The following is a 22,857-nucleotide window of genomic DNA, read 5'->3' on the forward strand; positions in this document are numbered from 1 at the left end:
TTATTTTGCCGCAATCATTTCAATCTCTACTAAAGCTCCCAACGGCAGTGCCGCAATCTGGACCGTTGAGCGTGCAGGCTTATGTTCGGGAAAATATGATCCGTAAATCTCATTTACCATTTTGTAGTCTCCCATATCAGCAAGAAATATCGTTGTTTTCACAACATGATCAAGATCCGTTCCGGCTGCCGACAAGACATTGCTAATGTTCGACATTACCTGCTTCATTTGATTTTCAATACCGTCAACCAAAGATCCCGTTTCCGGGTCAATACCAACTTGACCTGAACAGAAAATAAATTGTTCAGTTTCAATCGCCTGTGAGTACGGTCCGACTGCTTTTGGAGCGTTATTTGTTTGAATAGTTTTCATAGGTAATTGGTAAATAATTAATGCACAAAAGATGAAAAATGCGGATTTTGAAACTTTTTCACGCTGCCGCCAGTTTCATACGTGGTGAACGAAATCTAACTCGGCTTGAAAAAGTTCAACAATTCGCATTCGAATCTTTTGAAAAATAAAATATTGAACAAAATCTCAACTGGTAACTGCGCCTTTTGACGCACTGGAAACTAATTTTGCATACTTTGCCAATATTCCTCTCTTATATCTGGGTTCAGGTTTTTTCCAATTTTCCTTCCTCTTTTGCATCTCTTTTGCATCAACGAGAATATTAATCTGGCGTTTATCAACATCTATATCGATAATATCTCCTTCCATTACCATTGCAATCGGCCCCCCGTCAGCCGCTTCAGGCGCTATATGACCTACCATAATACCGTGCGTCCCTCCCGAGAACCGTCCGTCAGTAATCAATGCCACATCCTTTCCCATGCCCGCACCCATAAGGGCTGCTGACGGTGAGAGCATTTCTCTCATTCCCGGGCCGCCTTTCGGACCTTCATAACGAATGATAATCACATCTCCGTGTTTGATTTTTCCGTCAAGAATGGCATTCATAGCATCATCTTCACATTCAAAAACCCTGGCCGGTCCCTTGTGCTGCTTTATCATTTTCCCTGACAATTTCATAACTGCCCCCTCTTCAGACATATTCCCTTTCATGATCGCCAGATGATGGCCCGGAGGTGCGAATGGCTTTTCAAGAGATGAAATAATATCCTGATTTCGGGGACGTTCAGAGGCATTCTTCAGATTTTCCGCTACGGTTTTACCGGTAACTGTCAGACAATCTCCATGCAACAAACCTGCATCAAGAAGCATTTTCATCACCATCGGTATGCCCCCGATTTCATTAAGATGCTCCATCATATAATCACCGGACGGACTGAAGTTACCGATTAAGGGCACCTTTTTACCGATTTTTTCAAAATCATCAATCGAAAGCTCGACATCAGCTTCGTGTGCGAGAGCCAACAGATGAAGAACGGCGTTTGTAGATCCTCCCAATGCCTGTACTACCACAATCGCATTCTCAAAAGCCTTTCGCGTCATAATATCACGTGCTCTAATACTTTTTTTCATCAGGTTGAATAATGCTTCCACTGTTTTTGCCACATCTTCCGCTTTCTTTTCAGATATACGTCCCATCCTGTTCATTGCCGGATGAGAAGCACTTCCCGGAACCGACATCCCCATTGCTTCAATGGCGCTGGCCATAGTATTTGCGGTATACATACCGCCACAAGCACCGGCACACGGACAGGATCTGGTCTCAATTTCATGAAACTCCTGTTCATTCATCTTTCCCGCAGAATATGCTCCGACTGCCTCAAAAACACTGACAATATTTAAATCACGATCTATATATGTGCCCGGGAGAATTGTCCCTCCATACAACGTGATTCCGATAGAGTTATTGCGAGCCAATGGCATCAATGATGCCGGAATTGTTTTATCACAGCCGGAAAAAGCAATCGTACCGTCTGCAAAATATGCTTCTGACATCATCTCAATCGAATCCGCAATCCATTCACGAGAGACAAGAGAATACTTCATACCCTCAGTCCCCATCGTCTCTCCGTCTGTGACAACAGGCGTTCCGAACATATACGGCTTACCGTCACATTTTGCAACTTCATCTTCAGCAATACGGGCAAGCTCGTCAATATGAGCATTACACGGACCCACATCCGTATACGGAGCGGCAATACAAATCAGCGGTTTTTCAAAATCATCAGTATCGTATCCGACGGCACGCATCATAGCACGAGCAGGAGCTCTCTTCACCCACGATTCTTCTCCCGGACGGCTCGTCAACTCCTCACTTCTTCCTTTTAGTTCAGGTTGTTCATCGTGACAGCAGCAGCCGTCTCCACATGTTTTTGACATTTATTGTTTTAAAATTCTAATTAGCAAGAGCGCAGTAACCAAAATTTGCGCTGAGGTGGATGTTCGATCCGCCAGCTGGCGGAGAGTTCACCTCTAGCAAATTTTCGGTTACAAGCGAAACTTTATTAAAAACTATACAAGATACTCATACAGCATATCCTGTTCAGTCAGCTTCCGGTACTTCAATTCGATCGCATCCATCCGTTCCATCAATGGTTTCAAATCAGATTTATCTTTTAATTCAATCCCGACAAGTGCCGGAGCCTTTTCCTTATTCGTCTTCTTGATATACTCGAATCGGACAATATCGTCATTGGGACCGAGTGACTCATCAAGCATCCGTTTCAGCTGACCCGGCTTCTGAGCAAACTCGACAATAAAATAATGCTTTCTTCCCTGATACACCAGACTTTTTTCCATAATTTCCGGATAGCGCAAAATGTCGTTATTTCCTCCGCTCAACACACACACAACCGTTTTCCCTGCGATCTTTTCCGCAAGATAATCAAGTGCAGAGATTGAAAGCGCTCCTGCCGGCTCCGAGACAATCCCTTCATTCTGATACAGCTCAATCATTGTCGTACAGTCCTTTCCTTCGGGAACAAGCACGATATCATCAACATATTTTTTTGCGATTTCAAAAGTAAGATTTCCGACCGTCCTCACAGCCGCTCCGTCTACAAACGTATCGATCGTATCAAGGGTCACAATCGTATTCTGCTTCATGGATTCAAACATCCCGGGTGCACCTTCAGGTTCGACACCGACAATCCGGATATGTTGATTTTTCCCTTTCAAAAACGTCGAAACACCTGATATGAGTCCGCCGCCCCCGATAGCGCAAAGCACGAAATCCACTTTTCCTTTGAGTTCTTCAAACAATTCTTTTCCCACCGTACCCTGACCTGCAATTGTCATCGGGTCGTTGAAAGGATGGACATATGCAGCATTATTCTCTTTGGCAAATACCTGAGACGCAATACTTGCATCATCAAAAGTGGTCCCGACCAATTTGATATCGACATACCCGTCCCCGAATTGCTGGACTTTCTCAATTTTCTGATTCGGTGTGACGATCGGCATAAAAATGGTACCGTGCACCTTCAACGCATTACAACTATAAGCAACGCCCTGTGCATGATTTCCGGCACTGGCACAGACTACACCGTTTTCACGCTGTTTTGCAGTCATCGAAGCCATTTTATTATAAGCCCCCCGTATCTTAAAAGACCGAACCTCCTGCAAATCTTCCCGCTTTATGTAGACGTTAGCTTTGTACTTCTTTGATAAGCGGGCTGAGTACTGCAAAGGCGTTTTCTGAGCAATCCCTTTCAGCCTCTTTGCCGCTTCTTCAATTTCTTTTATCGTGATTTTCATAATACTTTTTGGTGCAATGAGCGCAGTAATCAAAATTTGTGCAGAGGTGGATGTTCGATCCGCCAGCTGGCGGAGAGTTCACCTCTAACAAATTTTCGGTTACAAGCGAATCATAACCCACAAACAACTTTAAATTAATTTATTTAACCCATCAACATACGCCTGTACAGCAGCAACAACAATATCTGTATCAGAGCCGAACCCGTAATGCATCTTCTTCCCGTATTCAAGCTGTACGTTCACACGGCTAATATCATCCGACCCTTTTGTTACAGCCTGAATCAAAAATTCTTTCAAAACCGGAATTTTTTTCATTAGATCAGAATCTTTTATAATCTGATTGACGCAGTTGTATGACGCATCCACCGGACCGTTCCCTGTCTTAGAGGCAATAAATTCATTGCCATTGATTTTCAATTTGACCGATGCCATCGGTTTCAACGGATACCCGCATACCACCTCAACAAGATCAATTTGTATTTTCCTCTGTACGTCCCCCGCCCGACCCATCAGCATCTGCAGGTCTTCATCATTGACCTCTTTCTTGCTGTCGGCAAGCTCCAGAAACTTCGGATACAATGCATCCAATTGCTCCTTATTCAACGTAAATCCCAGCTCCTGCAAACGATGATTCAATGCAGCCCGACCCGATCTTGCTCCCAAAACAATCTGAGTTTGCTCCAATCCGACATCAGTCGGCTGCATAATCTCAAATGCCTGTTTGTTTTTGAGCATCCCGTCCTGATGAATACCCGAAGCATGAGCAAATGCATTTGCACCGACAATAGCTTTGTTTGCTTGAACCGGCATCTTCATCAGTCTTGAAACCAAACGGCTTGTCGGATATATCTTTTTGGTATTGATGCCCATATCAAAATCCAATCCGTGATTCGTTTTGATTGCCATAATGACCTCCTCGAGCGCAGTGTTCCCCGCCCGTTCTCCGACACCGTTTATAGTCCCTTCCACCTGTCGAGCACCGTTCACGACGCCTGCCAAAGCGTTCGCAGTCGCCAGACCCAGATCATTGTGACAGTGCACGGCAATCGTGACTTTATCAATATTTTTCACATTATCAACCAGATATTTGATCTTCTCCCCGAACTCCCAGGGCATACAATAGCCTGTCGTATCTGGAATATTGATGACGGTCGCCCCGGCTTCAATAACCTTCTCAACAAAATGTGCCAAAAACTCATTTTCAGTACGTCCTGCATCCATCGGTGAAAACTGCACATCCTCAACATATTTTTTAGCGTGTTTCACGGCATCGATGGCACGCTGCAGGATTTCTTCCCTTGTCGATTTGAAAACGTATTTAATGTGAATGTCTGAGCTTGAAATAAACGTATGAATCCGTTTTCGTTTTGCATACTTCAGAGATTCTGCGGCGCAATCAATATCTCCCTTAATCGCACGCGCCAAAGGAGAAATGACCGGTTTAGAAATTGCTTTTGTGATCTCTACAACCGAATCAAAATCACCTTTTGATGAAATCGGAAAACCCGGTTCAACAACATCGACACCCAATGATTCAAGAGCTTTTGCAACCTCAATTTTCTCAACAGTGTTCAATTGACACCCCGGAGCCTGTTCACCGTCTCTCAGAGTAGTATCAAAGATATATACTTTGTTTTTCATATGTAATGTATGTAATTTAAATTGAGCGCAGTAATCAAAATTTGTGCAGAGGTGGATGTTCGATCCGCCAGCTGGCGGAGAGTTCACCTCTAACAAATTTTCGGTTACTAGCGAAATATTTATAATAAATCTTGGATCCCGGATCGGGGTCCGGGATGACAGCATTCGGCTGTCACTTAAATACTGCAATCCTTCCCGACCTCACAATCTCCTTAATGCCAAACGGTTGCAGCAACTCGTCCAGTTTATCGATTTCCTTCTCGTCACCCGTAATCTCAGCTACTAAATAATTCTTATCAATGTGAATTATTCTTCCTTTTGACAATCGTACCAGTTGTTCGATTTCTTCACGCTTTTCTTTTGTCTTTGCCGTCACCTTGATAAGGGCAATTTCACGCGGCACCAGCTCATCGTCAGTACTCTCAATGACTTTTGTCATCTCAATGATCCGATACAATTGCTTTCCGATCTTTTCAACAAGATCACGTTCCGCATCGACCACAATCGTAAATCGGGACATTCCTTTATGTTCAATCTCCGAAACCGTCAGACTCTCAATATTTATTTTGCGGCGAAGCAGCAAATCAGCAATCCGATACAGGACGCCCGGTTTGTTTTCTGCTATTGCCGTTATGGTATACCGTTGTTTCATATGATGTAATTATGCGAGACGTACCTCGTCAACTGATGAACCGGTCGGGATCATGGGAAATACATTTTCTTCCTGCTCGACTTTTATCTCAAGTACATACGGACCATTGTGATCAAGCATCTTTTGCAATGCCTTTTTCAGATCAATTCTTGCCACAACACGGTCTGCTTCCAAACCGCACCCTTTTGCTACTGTCACAAAATCAGGACTCTGAATATTCACCATCGAATACCGCTTTTCAAAGAAAAGCTGCTGCCATTGTCGTACCATTCCCAGAAAGCCGTTATTAAGAATAATCACTTTCACTGGAAGCTGCTCCTGAGCCAGAGTAGTAAACTCCTGTATATTCATCTGGATACCCCCGTCACCTGAAATTGAAATAACTTCCTGATCGGGACGGGCAAATTTTGCACCCATTGCAGCAGGAAGGCCGAATCCCATTGTTCCCATCCCGCCTGAGGAAATCCAGCTATTCGGACGGGAAAACCGGTAATATCTTGCCGTAACCATCTGATGTTGTCCGACATCAGACACGACAACGGCTTCTCCTTTTGTCAGTTCAGACAGCAGCGTCACTGCTTCTGCCATTGTTATTTCCCCGGTTTTCGGATGTGTGACTCCGTCAATTACTTGTTTCTTTTCTACTTCATAGAGTTTCTTAAATTCACGTATCCAATTTGTATGAGTGTTTTTACGGATTGCTTTTGTCAGTGATTGCAAAGCAATTTTGGCGTCAGCCACAATCGGCACATCAGCAGGTACATTTTTATTGAGCTCCGCCGGATCAATATCAATATGAATGACGGTTGCATCATTCAAATAATCGGAAAGCCTGCCTGTCACCCGGTCGTCAAACCGCATTCCGATTGCCAAAACAGCATCGGCTTTGTTTGAGAGCATATTCGGAGCATAGTTGCCGTGCATCCCCAAGAAACCGACATGAAGAGGATGTCCTGAATGAAGTGCGGAAAGACCGTGCAGCGTGAAAGCTGCCGGAAAATCTCCTTTTTCCAGAAACGCTTGAAGTTCTTTTTGAGCTTTGGCAATCTGTACGCCTTGACCTACTAATATCAAAGGACGTTCTGCATTGTTTAAATAACGTGCTGCTATCTCTATCTGTCTCTGATGAGGTTCGGTTGTCGGCTGATAACTCTGTAACGAAATGTCTTCGGGATACGAAAAATCCATCATCTCAAATTGCGCATCTTTGGTGATGTCAATAAGTACCGGTCCGGGTCTGCCGGTACGGGCAATATGAAAAGCCTTTGCCATCACTTCCGGTATTTCACTTGCTTTTGTGATCTGATAGTTCCATTTGGTGACCGGTGCAGTTATGCCTATCACATCCGCTTCCTGAAATGCATCGGTACCGATCACTCCGCTGTGTACCTGTCCGGAAATACATACCATCGGGACACTGTCCATCATCGCATCAGCAATAGCCGTCACTAAATTGGTCGCTCCCGGTCCTGATGTCACGAGACAAACACCCGGATTACCTGTCATCCGGCCGTAGCCTTCGGCAGCATGTCCCGCTCCCTGTTCATGACGGACAAGCACATGCTTGATCCTTCCGTCATTTGTATAATCATACAGAGCATCGTAAACAGGCATGATAGCCCCTCCGGGATATCCGAATATTACTTCCACATTTTCTTGGAGTAACGATTCAAGAACTGCTTGTGAACCTGATATTTTCATAATTACACTTTGATTTTGGTACACCAACTTTCATATTTTTTCTCGTTGCCGCGTACGACTCTGAAAAAGAGGTCTTGGAGCGTCCCGGAAACCGTTCCTCTTTTTCCGTTGCCGATCCGTCTTTTATCGATATGCGAAATCCATGCTATTTGAGCGCCCGTCCCACAGAAGAATGCTTCATCCGCAACATACAGTTCACTGCGGTCAATCGTACGTTCTTCCACCGGGATACCCTGATCTTTCGCAAGCTGAAGCACTGATCTTCTCGTGATTCCCTCTAAAATATCATCACTTTTCGGCGGAGTGATCAGTACTCCGTCACGCACCATGCAGAAATTCATGGCTGATCCTTCTGCGACATGCCCCGATTCATTCAGAAATATCGCTTCGTCATAACCGTTCAAGGTTGCTTCATGTTTTGCCATTGCTGAGTTGATGTATCCGCCGGCTATTTTGGCTCGTGAAGGGATGGCATTGTCAGAAATCCGTCTCCAGGAAGATACACAAACGCTGATTCCTTTATCAGTCGGCAAATAATCACCCAACGGAATCATATACAAAGCAAAACTGAACTCATGATCACGATCGAGATTGGGTGATAAATTCGTGCTTCCGGCATAGGCAAATGGGCGGAAGTAGGTATCGGACTGCGGATTATTTTTTTCGGTAAGATCGGTCGTAATCTTCACAAGTTCCTCTCTGTTGTACTGAAGATCGACTCCGATGATTTTGAGAGAATTAAGAAATCGCTTGTAGTGATCGTCAATTCTGAAAAGAGAAATAAATCCTTTTTCCTTGTTGTAATAACCCCGTATTCCACCGAAAACAGCTGTCCCGTACTGCAGAGCATTCGTCATAACTGATACTTTTGCATCTTCCGTTTTGACGACTTTGCCCTCAAAAAATGCATAAGGATGTGAGGTAGTTTGAAGATGGGACATATATTTGGAAAAAAAATAATAATTTCCTTTGGGCTCATTTTTACTTACATAAGCTTTCAAGGCTAAAAAAAAACCCGCCTGTCTGGCGGGTGCAAATGTCATTCGAATGCCCTCCCGCCGTTAGCGGTTAATAAGGAGGACAATAAGTGCAAATGACATCGGATTTTTCATACGATAAAAAGTATTATAGAAAACAAATCTTCATAATGCAAACACAAGCATCACACTTCTCCGAATCGTTCCAGAATATTTTGTGCGAGGACATACGCAAGCATCGCTTCAGAAACAACTCCAGCACGTGGTACCACACAGATATCAGACCGTTCGACGGTCGCTTTTACCTGTTCTTTTGTCGAGATATCGACGGTATTCATCGGCTTGTAAAGTGTTGATATCGGTTTATGATAGACGCGGGCGACAACGGGCATCCCGTTCGTGACTCCGCCTTCAACGCCTCCCGCACGATTTGTTTTTCGGTAATAACCTTCCTCTTTATTGTGAAAGATCTCATCATGTACATCTGATCCAAATGATCCCGAAGCAGAGATACCTGATCCTATCTCAACCGCTTTTACTGACTGAATACTCATCAGTGCCTGAGCAATCTGTCCGTCAATTTTTCTGTCCCAATGCACATAACTTCCAAGACCCGGAGGAATATTGTTTGCCCATACCTCAACGACACCTCCAAGAGTATTCATTTCCTTGCGTGCTTTTTCAATCAGTTTTTTCATTCGTTGGGATGTTTTCGGGTCAACACACCGTATCTCGGGATCCTTTTCATACGTTTTTTGAATATCTTCAAAAGTGTATTCTGTGTCAATGGAAATATCGCCGATCTGGACGGTATGGCTTGCAATCTCTATTCCGTCTCTCATAAGCAGTTGTTTAAAAACGGCACCGGCAGCAACCCTTGCCGTCGTCTCGCGGGCAGATGCCCTTTCTAAAACATTTCTGACATCATCAAATCCGTATTTCTGGACGCCCGGAAGGTCGACATGCCCGGGACGCGGCTCAGTCACTCGGGCCGATGCAACAACTTCTTCAGGCTGCTCTTTGATACTCATCTTGTCACCCCAGTTTTTGAAATCTTTATTCCATATAATCATGGAAATCGGGCTGGCAATCGTCTTGCCGAAACGAATACCCGACAAGATCTCAACCTCATCTTTTTCAATCAGCATCCGTCCTCCTGATCCTGCTCCTTTCTGCCTTTTTGCAAGTTCCTGGTTGATGTAGTCAACCGAAATCGGAACACCGGCAGGCATCCCTTCAATAATAACCGTTAATCCTTTGCCGTGCGACTCGCCGGCTGTTAAAAATCTAAGCATTTTATATTACTGAACGAAGTAACCAAAATTTGTGAATGAAGTGGATGTTTGAGCGGACAAGCTTAGGGCGAGTTCACTTCTGAACAAATTTTCGGTTACGAGTGATTTAAAAAATAGTAATAAATTTATATCAACAAACTTTTATACACCTTCTTCATCTCCCCAATCTCTATCTGCCCCGGCGCACTCTCACACCACGGAGTAGATGCAAATGTCAGAAAACCCCCGAGAAGCGGAGCAAGAATCCGGGTGATACGTCCCTTCTCTCCCATCCCTATCACAATTCTGTTTTCCGTATGCGGTTTATTCGTAAGCAACCGATACAACTTTGTGACTTCATACTCTTTCTGTACCATAGTGGCTATTTTCAGGACATCCGGTTTGAACTTACTCATCTCAAAAATCACCTTTTGCATATCCCAATAACTTGGCGTTTCAACAAAATTGTGATATGACAAAATAACTTTAGTACCGTCTTCGCAGCTGAAATCATGTTTTTTGACCGTCGATAATTCAATATCAACATATTCAAAAAGTCCGATCCCGCGCTGAAGAATTTTGACCCGTTGATTTTCCGGATCCTCGAAACTTCCGCCTTCCTCTTTTGATCTGCAGGTAAAAATCGCTTCTTTCTTCGTCTGATCTTTGATAGTTCGGATATGATCCATAGACAACCCTCGGATCGAATCAACACGAAGTTCAATACAGTCAGAAATGTCCTGTGTTTTTGCAAGATTACTCAAAAATTCATCTATGGTGCCTCCTGTGACCGGAGTGCAGATTTTGATATCCATACCTTATTGTAAAACCTTTCTCATAACTTCAATCGGTGCTTTTCTCCCCGTGTACAACTCAAACTGAGCAGTGCCCTGATGAAGGAGCATTTCAACTCCCTGTACCGTAACCGCACCCTGCTCTTTTGCCTCCTTCAACAATCTCGTTTCCCGAGGCTTGTATACTGCATCGAAGACAATGTGACCTTTTCTCAAATATTCTTTCTGCAAGGGTGTTTGATCAATCTGTTCACCCATCCCGAGACTTGTTGCATTGAGAATAATCTCATGTTTCGGTATTTCACGCGACATATCATCATATGTAAAAACGGATACATCAGAATCGAGCTCCTTTGCAAGTATCTGAGCTTTTTTTTGGTTTCTGTTAAAAACTGAAAGTTTCGCCCCTTTCTCAAGAACTCCGTACGCCATAGCCCGGGCCGCACCTCCCGCCCCTACTAATGCAACGGATGTGCCACGAAGATCTCCGGCATGATTCTCAAGCGGTATGACCGTACCGAGCCAGTCGGTATTGTATCCTTTCAGTACTCCTTTATCGTTTACAACCGTATTCACGGCTCCGATTTTTTCAGCAATCGGATCAATTTCATCAAGATACTTCATCACTTCCATTTTGTGAGGGATCGTACAAGTCAATACCCGGATATTCATGACACGAACTGCCTGCACGACATCCTTCACGTCTTCAAGATTCACACGGGCAGCGACAAACACAAATTCATCGTCAATACCGAGCGCTTCATATGCTGCATTGTGCATTGCAGGCGATAAGGAATGCTCGACAGGATCGCCGATAATGACACATATTTTTGTTTTTCCTGATATGTTCATTCTTCTCTTATAAACTCAAAACGAGGGGCCTTTTTCCCGTTGATTGAAACCGTTTCCGTAAACATTGAAAGCGGTCTGATCCAAAATGCCGAGTCGGATTTATATAATGGTTCATATATGACATAGTCTTCCAGAGTTTCTGAGTGGCGGGCAACTCCGTGTACACGATACTCCTTCCCTTTGTAATGCCGATAAATTCCTTTTTTTATCATATTATAATGCCCGAATGTTCATAATCTGTTCTACAACCTCTTTCAGCAGACTCTTATCCTTCAGATCGGCCGGCTCATTTTTATACAGTTTTAAGACAATCTCCTTTGCGATTTTCACCGCATCTTTACCTTTTGTACGAATGGTCATATCCGCGTATTTTTTGTAAAGCGGTAATCGAAAATGATACAACCGATATGCATCCCTCACATTCCCAAACAAAGGCCGCGGCGTTTTGTCTTTGATAACACGCTGTTCCAGTGTCTGAAACGACGCATGCAAAAATATTACATGACCGTTATTCTTTTTTAAATATTCCGGAATAATGTTGTTCATAACTACACCGCCACCTGTTGATATGACAGTTTTTTCTTTCTCCTGCCATTCTTTTGCAAGTGCAATTTCCCATTCTCTGAGATATATTTCTCCGTTCTTTGAAAACAGCTCCTGCATGTCCCTAAAATTCGTTTTTTCTAAAACTACTTTGTCCATCTCAACAAATTCGAATCCGAGCATGTTTGCCAATGCTTCTCCAACGGTGGTTTTCCCCGATCCCATAAATCCGATCAGTGCTATTTTCATAGGTTTTGATTAATTACTAATGACCGCAAAATAATCAAAATTTGTCTTATCATAACTGCCATCCATTATAGATCTGGCTTTATGAAAAGCAAATTTTCGGTTACAAGCGCTTTTGATATTCCAATCCAATTGCTCTCAATTTCTCCCAATACTCAGGAAACGTTTTTTTCACAACTTCAGGATCGTTAATCTTCATCCCTTCAATTTTTGCTCCCGCCATCGCAAAACTCATCGCCATACGGTGATCGTGATAGGTGTCAATAACCGCCGCATGAGGTTTTCCTCCGAACACGTGCAAAGAATCTTCATCAGGTGACTCCGTGCGTATACCCATTTTAGCAAGTTCCTGTTGTACCGCCTTAACCCGTTCCGTTTCCTTCACCCTGAGGGAACGTACTCCCGTCATTTTTGTCACTCCTTCAGCAAACGCCGCAAGAACCGCAAGAGTCTGCGCCTGATCGGGACAGCTTTCCATATCAACTTCGAGTGCCCGGACACCGGTCCCTTTTATCGTTATCCTATCCTCGTCGTACACAACTTCATTTCCCATTTTTTGAATAATTTCCAGAAATTTTTTATCACCCTGTGTAGAATCCTGACGTAGATTCTTCAATGTGATTGTCATGCCCGTAAGAGCCGCAATACCCGCAAAATAACCCGCCGCAGAGTAATCTCCTTCAACGATATATTCACTCATTCTGTACGATCCGGCAGGAACTTCATACCATTTATAATCATTGTTCTGAACGGAAACTCCCCATTCCCGCATCATCTCGAGTGTGATATCTATATATGATTTTGAGATCTGGTTTCCCTCAACTTCGATTGTCATACCGCCGATTACGGGAGCTATCAAAAGTAACGCTGTAAAATATTGACTGCTCACATCCCCATGCATTCGAACGAATCTTTTAGTGACCGTTGACTGATGAACGGCAATAGGAGGAAACCCATCCTGATTTTCGTATACTATCTCGATCCCCATCTGACGCAATCCGTCAACCAGATCTTTTATCGGGCGCTCATTCAGACGACCGATTCCGAAAATCTTTTTTACACCCGGGACAATCGCTGCCAGTGCGGTTATAAATCTTATAGTTGTTCCTGACAATCTCGCATTCAGTTCATATCCGCTTTTCTTTACATCAGCAATACTTCCGCGGACAATGACCTCATGATCACGCTTTTCTATCTTGATGCCAAGCGTTTGCAGACACTCAATCATTGCTTCAGTATCATCACTCCACAACGGATATTTGATCGTCACCGCGCCCCGCGTCAATGCCGCCATAACGAGTGCCCGATTGGTCACACTTTTTGATCCCGGTATGACAACGGTTGCCTCCACCGGTTTTTGAATTGGTTTTAATTGTATTTGTTTCATATGGAAATGAATAACAGTATGAAAATTTTTGAGAGTTATCTTTGAGCCGATCAGATCGAGATCTTGTTGATATATGCCTACTCCATAGGCGAACTAGCTCGCAAAAAATTACATAGTATTCGACAAATATCAAATAATCTAACCCACAATATACTCAATTGCCTTTTTCACAAACTTATCATCAACACTCACATTAAATTCGCCCTGCCCGATCCCGCTGAGGAGCGTCCACTTGATATGCCCCTTTTCAACTTTTTTGTCCGTTAACATTGCTCTCAACACATCATCTACGACCAGACCTTCATATCTTACCGGCAACCCTACGCGCTTTATCCCGCTTTCAATTTTGTTAAACTCTTTTTCTGTAATCATCCCGATAAGCTGGCAAATGTAACTCTCAGCTATCATGCCAATTGAAACAGCCTCACCATGAAATAACGGATTTTGTGACTTCATACTATGTGACTCAATGACATGCCCGACCGTATGGCCGAAGTTCAGCAGTTTTCGTAATCTGTGCTCTGTCTCATCCTGACGGACTATCTCTGACTTAATATGGACAGACTCTGCAACAATATCTATTAATTCCTTATCAGTCATCTCAAGAGGACTTTTCTTAACCGCTTCTTCAAAGTAGTTACTATCCTCGATAAGTCCATGCTTAATTACTTCTGCATACCCCTGAATCAACACGCGGTGAGGCAGTGTTTTTAACGTTTCAACGTCACAGACAACAAGTTCAGGCTGCGTGAATGAACCAATGTAATTTTTTAACGTACCAAGATTCACACCTGTTTTTCCGCCGACACTGGCATCAACCATTCCTTCCAAAGTCGTTGAAATATTTATAAACGATACGCCGCGCAAATAACCTGAAGCTGCATAGCCTCCCAGATCAGTAACCACACCACCGCCAAGATTGACAATCAATGCTTTCCTGTCAATCATATTCTTTGCCATATCTTTCCATATTTCAACTACCGTCCCGATTTGCTTGCTGGATTCTCCGGCTGGAAACACAAATGAATACATATTTGCAATCCGTTGAGAAAAGATTTTAATAACAGGCTTCAGATAATGTCTTGAAACATTTGAGTCAGTAATAATATATATTGATGAATACCCTGCTAGATCAATCAAATCGGGGATCAGTTCAATAATATTCTCACCGACACATACTTGATATTTCCGTGCTTGTTTTTGTATACCAACTTCAATTGTTTTCATGGTTTGTATTCAACTATTAATCTTAGTATTTATTCCGAATATGTCTGACCTTTTTCATATATCCCGACCATTCTGTATGAAAGCGTTTCCTTTTCCAATAACACTTTGAACGTTTCTGCTGATCCCTCAGGGATCTCCACATCAATCCAAAAAAGATATTCCCAGTTCGAACCGGGAACGGGACGGGATTCGATTTTGGACATATTACCTTTGGCATCTGCTATCGCCTGCAGTACCTTGACCAGGCTTCCCGGTTCATGCTTTACCTTGAAAATAACCGTAATTTTATTCTGTATCTTACCGAGGCTAAAAAGGCTATTTGATACAAATACCCATCGGGTCATATTGTGTGAGGTATTTCCAATATTTTCCTTAATAATTCGGAGATTTGTATCGGCAAGTGAGCCTCGACCTGCTATTGCGGCTTTTGTATTATCCTGCAGTGTATCCACTTCCCGTACTGCAGATGCGGTACTCGGTGTCTCATGGGTTATAAGACCGTGTTTTTCGATAAATGAAGAACATTGTACAATCGCCTGAGGATAAGAAAATATCTCTCTGACATCTGTAATATCCGAATCGCTGGTCCCAATGAGATGGAGCTGGATATCCATACATGCTTCACCGACAATGTAAAGATCAGTATGAAAGACGAGATCTATATTCTCATGAACGGAACTGCTTATGGAATTTTCTATACCCAGAAGTCCCATACTCTTTTTGTCGTTCATAACAGCATCAGAAATGTGGACAAAGGTGGGCATCGGTATCAGCTCATCATCGGGACAGACTTTTTGCAAAAGCGCATAACTGTATGATCCTTTCGGACCTAAATAATATATTTTCATGACTGTTGTAATAATAAACTAATTGACTGATATGCTGAATTAATTTTTTCAAACTGCTTTTTGCAAAAAGGATTAAAGGTATACATTTCCTTTAATAGTTTTGTATCGTCGGTCTGTACCATTTCGACAAAATCAAAGAGTGATTCGACTGATCGTGTGTCAATCGGGCTTCTTGATAGTTTGATTTCTTTAACTAAAGCCGCAATGACATGTGCGGTAAAATGAAATTCTGCTGCATACCCGTCATGTTCTTCGGCAGACATTTCGATAATATCAAGACCTGTCTTTCGGAAAGAGTCATAAACTTCAGAGTAAATATGACCTTTCACTCGAACCTTTTCCATCACGATCCGTAATCCGTTTAGATTGTTCCCGAGTTTTGCAACTGTACCCGGACCGAACATCGGATGTGAAGCAACAATTTGAATATGAGGCGGCAATTCACTCTTCATGATTGAAACCGGATAAGATTTAACGGAACAAACATCCATTACAGTCGCCCCTTCCTTCAGCAACGGTGCAATAGTCCCGATAACTTCCGCAAAATGATTTATTGGAACTGCAGGAATAACCAAATCACATTGATGAACATCGGATATAGTATCTCTTGCAATAGAAATTATCTCAGCTTGCGGAAACACAGAAGGGAGTATCTCCAGAAGGAGAGTCCCGAATTTTCCTTGACCGATGATACCGACGTTTCGAATCATTATTTCGATCGTTCAACTTCCAATGCCCAATTATGAAGGACGTCCCATATGGATAAGACTACGGACTCCGGGATAAATAGTTCCACCGCTATCTCTTTTCTCTTTTCAATCATCTCCCCGAAACGGGTTTCATCTTTGATGGGAAGACTACTGACCTTTTTACGTTCACCAATTGCTTCCACAACATCCCGTCTCTTTGAGAGCAGGATCAGGATGTCATGATCAATCTCATCGATTTTTTTCCGTAAATCATTAATTTCCATTTGATTAGTGTGACGAATACTTATAATTGGGCTTCTCTTTCATTTTTGTCCTCTTTTTTGATTTTTGCTTTCCTTCCTCAGGCGCGACAAGATCTCTGAATGATGACAGAACAGATACCAATTCCCGCAACTCCTGAATGGTGATGTGCTGTTCGGTATCAGTTGTAGATGTTCCCGTCTCGATCAATGCTCCGTCATACAGAAACTCATCCTGGGCTGTTTTCATGCGCATCGCTTCAACAACTGCTCCAACAATATGTGAGCGGAGTTTCGGGCCGTATGAATGACTGGGATCAAAGTACAATTTTGCTCCCGTTTCTTTTTTGACGCGTCGGGCAATATTGTGGACTACCGCACTGCGGAAATCACCTTTCCCCGGCACATCAACTCCCCGGTGGATAAGAATAATGTCCCCGTCGAGATCCTGGATATATCGCGTCAATCCAGACCATGTCTTTTCCATAGTGGTTTTCCCTGTGTAATTTTCATCGTCTGCCGAATGAAGATGATCTCCGATCCACTTACCGTTTTTCAGTCCGATATGCCAGCCGTTTCGTTTTGCAAACAATGCCGTTTGCTCGATATGCCAACCCAGCTGATTGACTGCAGGATTCCAGGGAATAAATTTCCCTTTACCGACTTTCCCTTCAAAAGACGGAAGCTGAATGATCGGATTCATTACCTCGGTCGCTATTATCATTCCTGTCTCATTCACAATTTCTTCAGCGATGTAGGCACTGGGCAAAATTTCAAGATCTTTAATTCCGCCTCCGTTCATAATAATCTCAACGTTTTTTCTGTACGCGTCATAATCCATACCCATACCGTTTCCGGATGAATCCAGCTCGGTCCGTGATTTCAAACCTACAATTCGTGTCCCTCCGATTGCACGATGTTTCTTACCTTCGCGATTTGTAATTTCAATTTCTGAGATCTCCCTGATCTCCTTAATATTATTGTCATCAACAGAACAGGGTCCTGCGATGATTATTGCTGATCGGTTTTTCATATTTTTTTTAAATGATAATGAGTTTTGGACCATTAAAAAACCCCGCCTTGCGGGCGGGGTGGTGATTGTTATGTTTTAAGCACAACTTCCCACGCCGCCCGAGGCGGTAAAGTAAAAGTAAAAATAAAAGCTGTTGTGGGAAGCTTTTTGTATCATAAATTCAATTGTAACAGAGAAACCGGCGCTGTCAACTTACAAAAGCAGCATCACGCCGATCCCGAATGCGATCATTCCGACTCCGGCCATCATCATGGGAATAATACTCATACCCGAAACAGGCGGTGTCGGAACCCCTGTCAGCGTACCGCTTATAATCGGTGTCGGAGAAGCCAGTATTCCGGACGGTGTTGGAGATCTCACTGTCGTCGGAGTGGGAGTGGCAGTTGAGACAATAACTGTCGGTGCTGTGGAGGGAGTGATCGATCCTGACGGGGTTGCCTCATCTGATTCGCCCAATACCCGCTCACCGCTTTTTATCAACGTAAACTCACGTTCTAGCTGTACGATATCCCCTTTTGCGTCTTCCGTTTGAACGGTCAATGTGTACTTTCCGGGTTTAATACTCGTTTTTACCGGCACATTCCATTCACCTTTTTCATCCACGATAACTCTTGATGAAAATTCCGGTTTTGAATCTATCGTCACCTCAGCTGCCTTACCGGGAATACCGTATCCTTTGATAAGAGGCGCTACACCGGGAATGACGGCTCCCTGTTTCGGAAAACGAATGTCTACGATATCACGCCTGACAGGGACTTCCGATTTCTTATTCGTATTCTGTACGGCCAGCACATCGGTTTCTGCGATAAAAGAGTAATTATTTCCCAAAGTGATCGGCTGGGGAATGGGTCTGCTCCGATTAATAGTGCTTCGTACCATGGATCTGTTCTCATCATCAAACAACTGAATAGTAATCAATGCATCGTCAGTAACCGGTACGGAGCTACGGGTTTGTTTATTGGCCAAATACTGCAAGGGAATAAGCCATTCCCCGGTATTCCCGGTCATGGTCATCAGAGGATATGCATTACCGACAATAAGCATTGCATAAGCCGATTTTGCAGGCTGACCGTTTGTTTGGATAACTTTGCCGTAAATCGGGGACAGGGAGGTCATCGCTGCGGATTCTTCCAACGTCATTGATTCAAATGCACCACCGTCTTCATGCGAAATGAGTTCATTATTGCTCACGATTTTATAGTAGTATACTTTGTCCGGCTGCAGATTCTTAAGGAGCGCATAGTGATATTTTCTCTTTGTTTTCTCACTTTTGATATCTCTCTCGTCAAGCGCAATAAGATCAAGAGAAGAATCGTTCTCGCCGTACATGATCCATCCTTCATCGGGTTCATCAGTCTCCCAGAAAACTCCTATTTGACGGGGAGAAACATTTACGACCTCATGTTCCTTAAGCGTTCTTTTTGATGCTCGGGTCGGTGAAGAATCCTGCGAAAGCAAAAAAATAACCGTGGAGACAACCACAAAAAGCGCCGCAAAAGCGAGATATTTTGTAAATCTGAAATGGGACTGAGTATATAATTCTGAATACATAGTTAAGGCGTTTTCTTTTCCAGTACATCAAGGATGTCCGTATTAATAGTATACTCTACCGTTGCTGACTGAATTTCTTCATTTGTAGGAGTATCCTGACTAATAGCACGGACTTCCACAATAACCCATGCAATGATAGTCAAAAATATGATTACCGCTATGACTAATAAATCACGTTGACTCATAAGAAATACGTTTTTATTGTTAATGTAATCTTGGTCGAGCCTTCCGATTCGCTTGATATTTCGACTGATTCAAACATCTTCAGCCTGCGTTGTTTCAGTATCGCCGTTATAAAAGTGTTCAGATCTGCAGTCGATCCCTGCGAACTCAGAAGTATCTGAAACGTCTGCAACTCACCGGTTCCTCTATCATCAGAAAACTCAACGCTCTCAACAGTCATTTCAGAAACAAGGAGTCCGGAAGCCGATGCTGTCCCTCTCACATCTTCTATCGCCTTCGCAAGCCCCGGAGAAGAAGGGATCGCTTCATCCAACAATGTCAGTTTATCCCGATAATTCTCCATGACTGACTGATAGTTTACAATCTGCAAAATTACATTCTCCGCTTCTTTATTTTTCAAATCAAGGTCCTTTAGTTCTTTTTGCAAATTAAATGCTGTCAGGATATTCGGTCTGATTGCAAAAATTAAAAAGATAGAAAAAACCAAAAAAAAGAATATCGTAAAGCTATAATCCTGAATCTTTTTTTCATGCATTAATGCAACAAGTTTTTTGCGATCCATGGTTAGGGTATAAACTCAGCTAAATGCAAACTGAAACTAAATCTTTCTTCACCTTTTTCGATTGTTGATAAATCAATTACTTTGTATCTTTGATCTGCCTGAAGTGCATCGTACATAGCTTTTATCGGCTCAACCGTTGCGGATGATCCGTCAATATCCACAGCATCGGCTCCCATAACAAAATTTTCGATACGGATTTCTGAGGAGATTTTTGACAATGTATAGGAGTATTTTGCCTGAAATACCTCCTGTTCATCAAGAACAGTCTGTACCTGCTTCATTTTGGTATCAATTTCCTGGATCCGACTGACAAGTTCACTTGTTGCCGAAACGATGGATTGCTTTTGGTTGAGTTTATCTTTGAGATCTACAATTTCCTGATCAACTTTGAACCTAAAGAAGAACACGCAGATCGCTACGAACTGCGTTATGACTAAAATATAGCGAAGATAGTGAAAGGCAAAGTAGATGATTTTTTCTGATACATTCTTCTCTTTTTCCGGAAACAGGTTAATGAGGTATTTCATGACGCCTTAGAAACCAATCTACTAACGCGCTTTTTTAATCTTCCTGCTGTATTTTTGTGTATGATGTTCTTTTTTGCCGCTTTATCAATCGAAGCATATGCTTCATTCACAAACTCTTTCTTTTTTGTCTTTACACCGCTTGTTGCTTTTCTCAAGATGCCTTCAATTTTACCGCTGTAAGCAGCATTTCTCTCTGTTCTTGCAACATCCTGTTTCATTTTCTTTTTTGCTGATTTAATGTTTGGCATAGTTTATATCACCTCCTTTCATTGTACATGAAACTTATAATCAATTTCTTGACAATCTCGGCTACTCATGAAGAGAAAAACGGGTTATTCCAGAGTAAACTCCTGTTCAAGCATACGTTTACCGTATGAACCTTCAAAAACGAAGTTTCCGCTTACCGGCCCGTCAATTTCATGATATCGGCATACTCCTGATGAACAGGTACCGAATGTCACTTCTTCCTCAGCTTCAGAGCCTTCAACTTGTATAAGTCCGATTGCTCCTTCCATACTTCCGCTTTTTGTGTTGTATGAAAGCTCATATTCGATTGTTTCCGTCCCGTCCGGGATTCCTTCAATCGTGACAACGGCATCAGTTGTTCCTTTGATGGAAACCTTAACTGAAGCGTCTACTGTCGGTATCACTTCTTCCGGTTCTTCAAAAACCGATTCCTTTTCCTCTGCTTTTTGCGGAGAATTATTTCTATTCATTAAAAATATTCCTCCTGCCACTATAAGTACGAGAACGACAGCACCGATTATATAATATTTTTTCGAAATAGTATCCATGATTTACAAAAAAATTTATAATGATGCAGTGGGCTATAAGCCCATCGGCCTTTGGCCGAATAGATGATCTCTCAGATAAGCAAGAAGAGAGTCTGTCGGAACCCGCTCCTGCTGCATTGTATCTCTATTGCGAATAGTAACAGTATGGTCTGTCAGAGAATCATAGTCAACCGTAACACAGTAAGGTGTTCCGATCTCATCCTGGTATCGATATCTCTTTCCGATGTTCCCCCGATCATCCCAGTAGGTCGGGTATTCCGCTGAAAGTAATGCAAATACTTCATCGGCTTTCGAAACCAGATCTTCTTTGTTGGCAACAAGCGGGAACACAGCAACCGTAAACGGAGCAAGTTCAGGTTTCAGTCTCAGAACCGTTCTGTTTTCTTCTTCAGTATAGGCATCTGAAAGAACCATAAACAGCGCCCTGTTGAGGCCGATCGCCGGCTCGATCACATGAGGAATATATTTTTCCTGGGTATGAGGATCGGTATATCTGAGATCCTGACCCGAGAATTCCATGTGCTGCTTCAGATCATAATCAGTACGATAAGCCACTCCCCACAGTTCCTTCCATCCGAACGGAAACTGATAGTCCAGATCGTAGGTATCACGGCTATAATGGCTTCGTTCTTTATCGGTATGCTGTCTCCAGCGGAGGTTTTCTTTTCGGATACCCAGATCTTCCGTGATAAATGACCACATGTCATTTTTCCAGTTTTCCATCAGTTGGTGCCAATCCTGCTTTTCAGGATTAAAAAAATATTCGATTTCGGCCTGCTCGAATTCAAATGTCCGGAAAATATACTGTCCTAATGTAATCTCATTGCGAAAACTTTTCCCGATCTGACCGATCCCGAACGGAATTTTTACCCGTGTAGTATCCAGTATGTTTTTAAAATTACTGAAAATTCCCTGTGCGGTTTCCCCCCGTAGGTATGCCGTATCCTTCTGTCCGACAAGCGTCCCCAAATGGGTCTCCATCAGAAGATTGAATTTTTTCGGGGCAGTTAGAGGATTCCCTTCCGGACTTTTGACGTCCTGTTTTTTGATAAACTCCGCCATTTCGTCTACAGTCATATCTTCGACAACAAGGTTTCCGTACTCCGCTTTTCCCCGTATCCAATCTTCAATGAGGTGATCCGCCCGATATCTTTTTTGAGTGACGGTGTCCTCAACTACGGCATCACTGAAACTCCCGACGTGCCCTGATGCTTCCCAGGTGCGCGGATGCAGAATGATCTGTGAATCTATTCCGATCATATCCCGCCGTTTGTGAATAAATTTTTTCCACCAGACATTACGGATATTCCGGAGAAGTTCTACTCCGAGAGGACCGTAATCATACGCATTCGCAAGCCCGCCGTAGATCTCAGATGAGGGATATATAAAACCGCGTCGCTTGGTAAGCGATACTATTTTGTCGAGAGAAACAGATGTATTCATATAT

General features: G+C 43.0%; 25 protein-coding genes. All 25 read right to left on the reverse strand.

Features of this window, described 5'->3' with window-relative positions:
- The gene (locus IPM65_07265) at window positions 1-372 is read right to left on the reverse strand and encodes a RidA family protein (GenBank protein ID QQS43903.1); all 372 of its coding nucleotides are present in this window, start codon (window positions 370-372) and stop codon (window positions 1-3) included.
- 165 nt (window positions 373-537) lie between these two features.
- Window positions 538-2,292, reverse strand: coding sequence for a dihydroxy-acid dehydratase (gene ilvD, locus IPM65_07270; GenBank protein QQS43904.1), 1,755 nt, complete (start codon window positions 2,290-2,292; stop codon window positions 538-540).
- Between the two features lie 132 nt (window positions 2,293-2,424).
- The gene (ilvA, locus tag IPM65_07275; GenBank protein ID QQS43905.1) at window positions 2,425-3,669 is read right to left on the reverse strand and encodes a threonine ammonia-lyase IlvA; all 1,245 of its coding nucleotides are present in this window, start codon (window positions 3,667-3,669) and stop codon (window positions 2,425-2,427) included.
- A gap of 129 nt (window positions 3,670-3,798) precedes the next feature.
- On the reverse strand, window positions 3,799-5,310 hold the full coding sequence (locus IPM65_07280; GenBank protein QQS43906.1) for a 2-isopropylmalate synthase: 1,512 nt from the start codon (window positions 5,308-5,310) through the stop codon (window positions 3,799-3,801).
- A 172-nt stretch (window positions 5,311-5,482) separates the two neighbouring features.
- Window positions 5,483-5,962, reverse strand: a complete 480-nt coding sequence (gene ilvN, locus IPM65_07285) for an acetolactate synthase small subunit (protein ID QQS43907.1) — start codon at window positions 5,960-5,962, stop codon at window positions 5,483-5,485.
- A gap of 9 nt (window positions 5,963-5,971) precedes the next feature.
- Window positions 5,972-7,663: a biosynthetic-type acetolactate synthase large subunit gene (ilvB, locus tag IPM65_07290; protein ID QQS43908.1), complete on the reverse strand. Its 1,692-nt coding sequence runs from the start codon at window positions 7,661-7,663 to the stop codon at window positions 5,972-5,974.
- Between the two features lie 2 nt (window positions 7,664-7,665).
- On the reverse strand, window positions 7,666-8,604 hold the full coding sequence (locus tag IPM65_07295) for a branched-chain amino acid transaminase (protein ID QQS44732.1): 939 nt from the start codon (window positions 8,602-8,604) through the stop codon (window positions 7,666-7,668).
- Window positions 8,605-8,825: 221 nt separating this feature from the next.
- Window positions 8,826-9,935 carry a chorismate synthase gene (gene aroC, locus IPM65_07300; protein ID QQS43909.1) on the reverse strand — a complete coding sequence of 370 codons (1,110 nt, stop codon included), beginning with the start codon at window positions 9,933-9,935 and terminating at the stop codon, window positions 8,826-8,828.
- A 125-nt stretch (window positions 9,936-10,060) separates the two neighbouring features.
- Window positions 10,061-10,729: a type I 3-dehydroquinate dehydratase gene (gene aroD / locus IPM65_07305; protein ID QQS43910.1), complete on the reverse strand. Its 669-nt coding sequence runs from the start codon at window positions 10,727-10,729 to the stop codon at window positions 10,061-10,063.
- Window positions 10,730-10,732: 3 nt separating this feature from the next.
- A complete protein-coding gene (locus IPM65_07310) occupies window positions 10,733-11,560 on the reverse strand; it encodes a shikimate dehydrogenase (GenBank protein QQS43911.1) in 828 nt (275 codons plus the stop codon).
- Window positions 11,557-11,772, reverse strand: a complete 216-nt coding sequence (locus IPM65_07315) for a DUF1653 domain-containing protein (GenBank protein QQS43912.1) — start codon at window positions 11,770-11,772, stop codon at window positions 11,557-11,559. Before IPM65_07315 ends, IPM65_07310 begins: the two co-directional genes overlap by 4 nt.
- 1 nt (window position 11,773) lies before the next feature.
- Window positions 11,774-12,352, reverse strand: a complete 579-nt coding sequence (locus IPM65_07320) for a shikimate kinase (GenBank protein ID QQS43913.1) — start codon at window positions 12,350-12,352, stop codon at window positions 11,774-11,776.
- 100 nt (window positions 12,353-12,452) lie between these two features.
- On the reverse strand, window positions 12,453-13,736 hold the full coding sequence (gene aroA / locus IPM65_07325; protein ID QQS43914.1) for a 3-phosphoshikimate 1-carboxyvinyltransferase: 1,284 nt from the start codon (window positions 13,734-13,736) through the stop codon (window positions 12,453-12,455).
- Between the two features lie 138 nt (window positions 13,737-13,874).
- Window positions 13,875-14,963: a 3-dehydroquinate synthase gene (aroB, locus tag IPM65_07330; GenBank protein ID QQS43915.1), complete on the reverse strand. Its 1,089-nt coding sequence runs from the start codon at window positions 14,961-14,963 to the stop codon at window positions 13,875-13,877.
- 29 nt (window positions 14,964-14,992) lie between these two features.
- Entirely contained in the window at window positions 14,993-15,811 is an 819-nt protein-coding gene (locus IPM65_07335; GenBank protein QQS43916.1) for an ACT domain-containing protein, read from the reverse strand.
- Complete coding sequence (locus tag IPM65_07340) at window positions 15,808-16,521, reverse strand: prephenate dehydrogenase/arogenate dehydrogenase family protein (protein ID QQS43917.1); 714 nt, start codon at window positions 16,519-16,521, stop codon at window positions 15,808-15,810. The genes IPM65_07335 and IPM65_07340 overlap by 4 nt, the downstream gene beginning before the upstream one ends.
- On the reverse strand, window positions 16,521-16,784 hold the full coding sequence (locus IPM65_07345; protein ID QQS43918.1) for a chorismate mutase: 264 nt from the start codon (window positions 16,782-16,784) through the stop codon (window positions 16,521-16,523). The genes IPM65_07340 and IPM65_07345 overlap by 1 nt, the downstream gene beginning before the upstream one ends.
- 4 nt (window positions 16,785-16,788) lie before the next feature.
- Window positions 16,789-17,793: a hypothetical protein gene (locus IPM65_07350; GenBank protein QQS43919.1), complete on the reverse strand. Its 1,005-nt coding sequence runs from the start codon at window positions 17,791-17,793 to the stop codon at window positions 16,789-16,791.
- A gap of 192 nt (window positions 17,794-17,985) precedes the next feature.
- Window positions 17,986-19,344, reverse strand: coding sequence for a hypothetical protein (locus IPM65_07355; protein ID QQS43920.1), 1,359 nt, complete (start codon window positions 19,342-19,344; stop codon window positions 17,986-17,988).
- 2 nt (window positions 19,345-19,346) lie between these two features.
- Complete coding sequence (locus tag IPM65_07360; GenBank protein ID QQS43921.1) at window positions 19,347-19,529, reverse strand: hypothetical protein; 183 nt, start codon at window positions 19,527-19,529, stop codon at window positions 19,347-19,349.
- The gene (pilO, locus tag IPM65_07365) at window positions 19,526-20,089 is read right to left on the reverse strand and encodes a type 4a pilus biogenesis protein PilO (protein QQS43922.1); all 564 of its coding nucleotides are present in this window, start codon (window positions 20,087-20,089) and stop codon (window positions 19,526-19,528) included. Before pilO ends, IPM65_07360 begins: the two co-directional genes overlap by 4 nt.
- A 2-nt stretch (window positions 20,090-20,091) precedes the next feature.
- Window positions 20,092-20,616: a hypothetical protein gene (locus tag IPM65_07370; GenBank protein QQS43923.1), complete on the reverse strand. Its 525-nt coding sequence runs from the start codon at window positions 20,614-20,616 to the stop codon at window positions 20,092-20,094.
- Window positions 20,613-20,864, reverse strand: coding sequence for a 30S ribosomal protein S20 (gene rpsT, locus IPM65_07375; GenBank protein QQS43924.1), 252 nt, complete (start codon window positions 20,862-20,864; stop codon window positions 20,613-20,615). Before rpsT ends, IPM65_07370 begins: the two co-directional genes overlap by 4 nt.
- A gap of 84 nt (window positions 20,865-20,948) precedes the next feature.
- Complete coding sequence (locus tag IPM65_07380; protein QQS43925.1) at window positions 20,949-21,410, reverse strand: hypothetical protein; 462 nt, start codon at window positions 21,408-21,410, stop codon at window positions 20,949-20,951.
- A 33-nt stretch (window positions 21,411-21,443) separates the two neighbouring features.
- Window positions 21,444-22,853 (reverse strand): glycine--tRNA ligase, encoded by a 1,410-nt coding sequence (locus IPM65_07385; GenBank protein QQS43926.1) that lies wholly within the window; start codon window positions 22,851-22,853, stop codon window positions 21,444-21,446.
- Window positions 22,854-22,857 lie beyond the last annotated feature (4 nt).

This window comes from Candidatus Roizmanbacteria bacterium (genome assembly GCA_016700135.1).
Classification (GTDB): domain Bacteria; phylum Patescibacteriota; class Microgenomatia; order UBA1406; family GWC2-37-13; genus UBA1450.

Bases quoted from the DNA above. Each gene is read 5' to 3' on its own strand.
- IPM65_07355 (QQS43920.1), bottom strand. From the start codon at position 19,344: ATGTATTCAGAATTATATACTCAGTCCCATTTCAGATTTACAAAATAT.
- IPM65_07315 (QQS43912.1), bottom strand. From the start codon at position 11,772: ATGATAAAAAAAGGAATTTATCGGCATTACAAAGGGAAGGAGTATCGT.
- IPM65_07380 (QQS43925.1), bottom strand. From the start codon at position 21,410: ATGGATACTATTTCGAAAAAATATTATATAATCGGTGCTGTCGTTCTC.
- IPM65_07340 (QQS43917.1), bottom strand. From the start codon at position 16,521: ATGATTCGAAACGTCGGTATCATCGGTCAAGGAAAATTCGGGACTCTC.
- aroC (QQS43909.1), bottom strand. From the start codon at position 9,935: ATGCTTAGATTTTTAACAGCCGGCGAGTCGCACGGCAAAGGATTAACG.
- pilO (QQS43922.1), bottom strand. From the start codon at position 20,089: ATGGATCGCAAAAAACTTGTTGCATTAATGCATGAAAAAAAGATTCAG.
- IPM65_07265 (QQS43903.1), bottom strand. From the start codon at position 372: ATGAAAACTATTCAAACAAATAACGCTCCAAAAGCAGTCGGACCGTAC.
- IPM65_07385 (QQS43926.1), bottom strand. From the start codon at position 22,853: ATGAATACATCTGTTTCTCTCGACAAAATAGTATCGCTTACCAAGCGA.
- ilvD (QQS43904.1), bottom strand. From the start codon at position 2,292: ATGTCAAAAACATGTGGAGACGGCTGCTGCTGTCACGATGAACAACCT.
- ilvA (QQS43905.1), bottom strand. From the start codon at position 3,669: ATGAAAATCACGATAAAAGAAATTGAAGAAGCGGCAAAGAGGCTGAAA.
- IPM65_07320 (QQS43913.1), bottom strand. From the start codon at position 12,352: ATGAAAATAGCACTGATCGGATTTATGGGATCGGGGAAAACCACCGTT.
- aroB (QQS43915.1), bottom strand. From the start codon at position 14,963: ATGAAAACAATTGAAGTTGGTATACAAAAACAAGCACGGAAATATCAA.
- IPM65_07370 (QQS43923.1), bottom strand. From the start codon at position 20,616: ATGAAATACCTCATTAACCTGTTTCCGGAAAAAGAGAAGAATGTATCA.
- aroD (QQS43910.1), bottom strand. From the start codon at position 10,729: ATGGATATCAAAATCTGCACTCCGGTCACAGGAGGCACCATAGATGAA.
- IPM65_07295 (QQS44732.1), bottom strand. From the start codon at position 8,604: ATGTCCCATCTTCAAACTACCTCACATCCTTATGCATTTTTTGAGGGC.
- rpsT (QQS43924.1), bottom strand. From the start codon at position 20,864: ATGCCAAACATTAAATCAGCAAAAAAGAAAATGAAACAGGATGTTGCA.
- IPM65_07350 (QQS43919.1), bottom strand. From the start codon at position 17,793: ATGAAAAACCGATCAGCAATAATCATCGCAGGACCCTGTTCTGTTGAT.
- IPM65_07335 (QQS43916.1), bottom strand. From the start codon at position 15,811: ATGAAAATATATTATTTAGGTCCGAAAGGATCATACAGTTATGCGCTT.
- IPM65_07280 (QQS43906.1), bottom strand. From the start codon at position 5,310: ATGAAAAACAAAGTATATATCTTTGATACTACTCTGAGAGACGGTGAA.
- IPM65_07345 (QQS43918.1), bottom strand. From the start codon at position 16,784: ATGGAAATTAATGATTTACGGAAAAAAATCGATGAGATTGATCATGAC.
- ilvB (QQS43908.1), bottom strand. From the start codon at position 7,663: ATGAAAATATCAGGTTCACAAGCAGTTCTTGAATCGTTACTCCAAGAA.
- aroA (QQS43914.1), bottom strand. From the start codon at position 13,736: ATGAAACAAATACAATTAAAACCAATTCAAAAACCGGTGGAGGCAACC.
- IPM65_07310 (QQS43911.1), bottom strand. From the start codon at position 11,560: ATGAACATATCAGGAAAAACAAAAATATGTGTCATTATCGGCGATCCT.
- ilvN (QQS43907.1), bottom strand. From the start codon at position 5,962: ATGAAACAACGGTATACCATAACGGCAATAGCAGAAAACAAACCGGGC.
- IPM65_07360 (QQS43921.1), bottom strand. From the start codon at position 19,529: ATGAGTCAACGTGATTTATTAGTCATAGCGGTAATCATATTTTTGACT.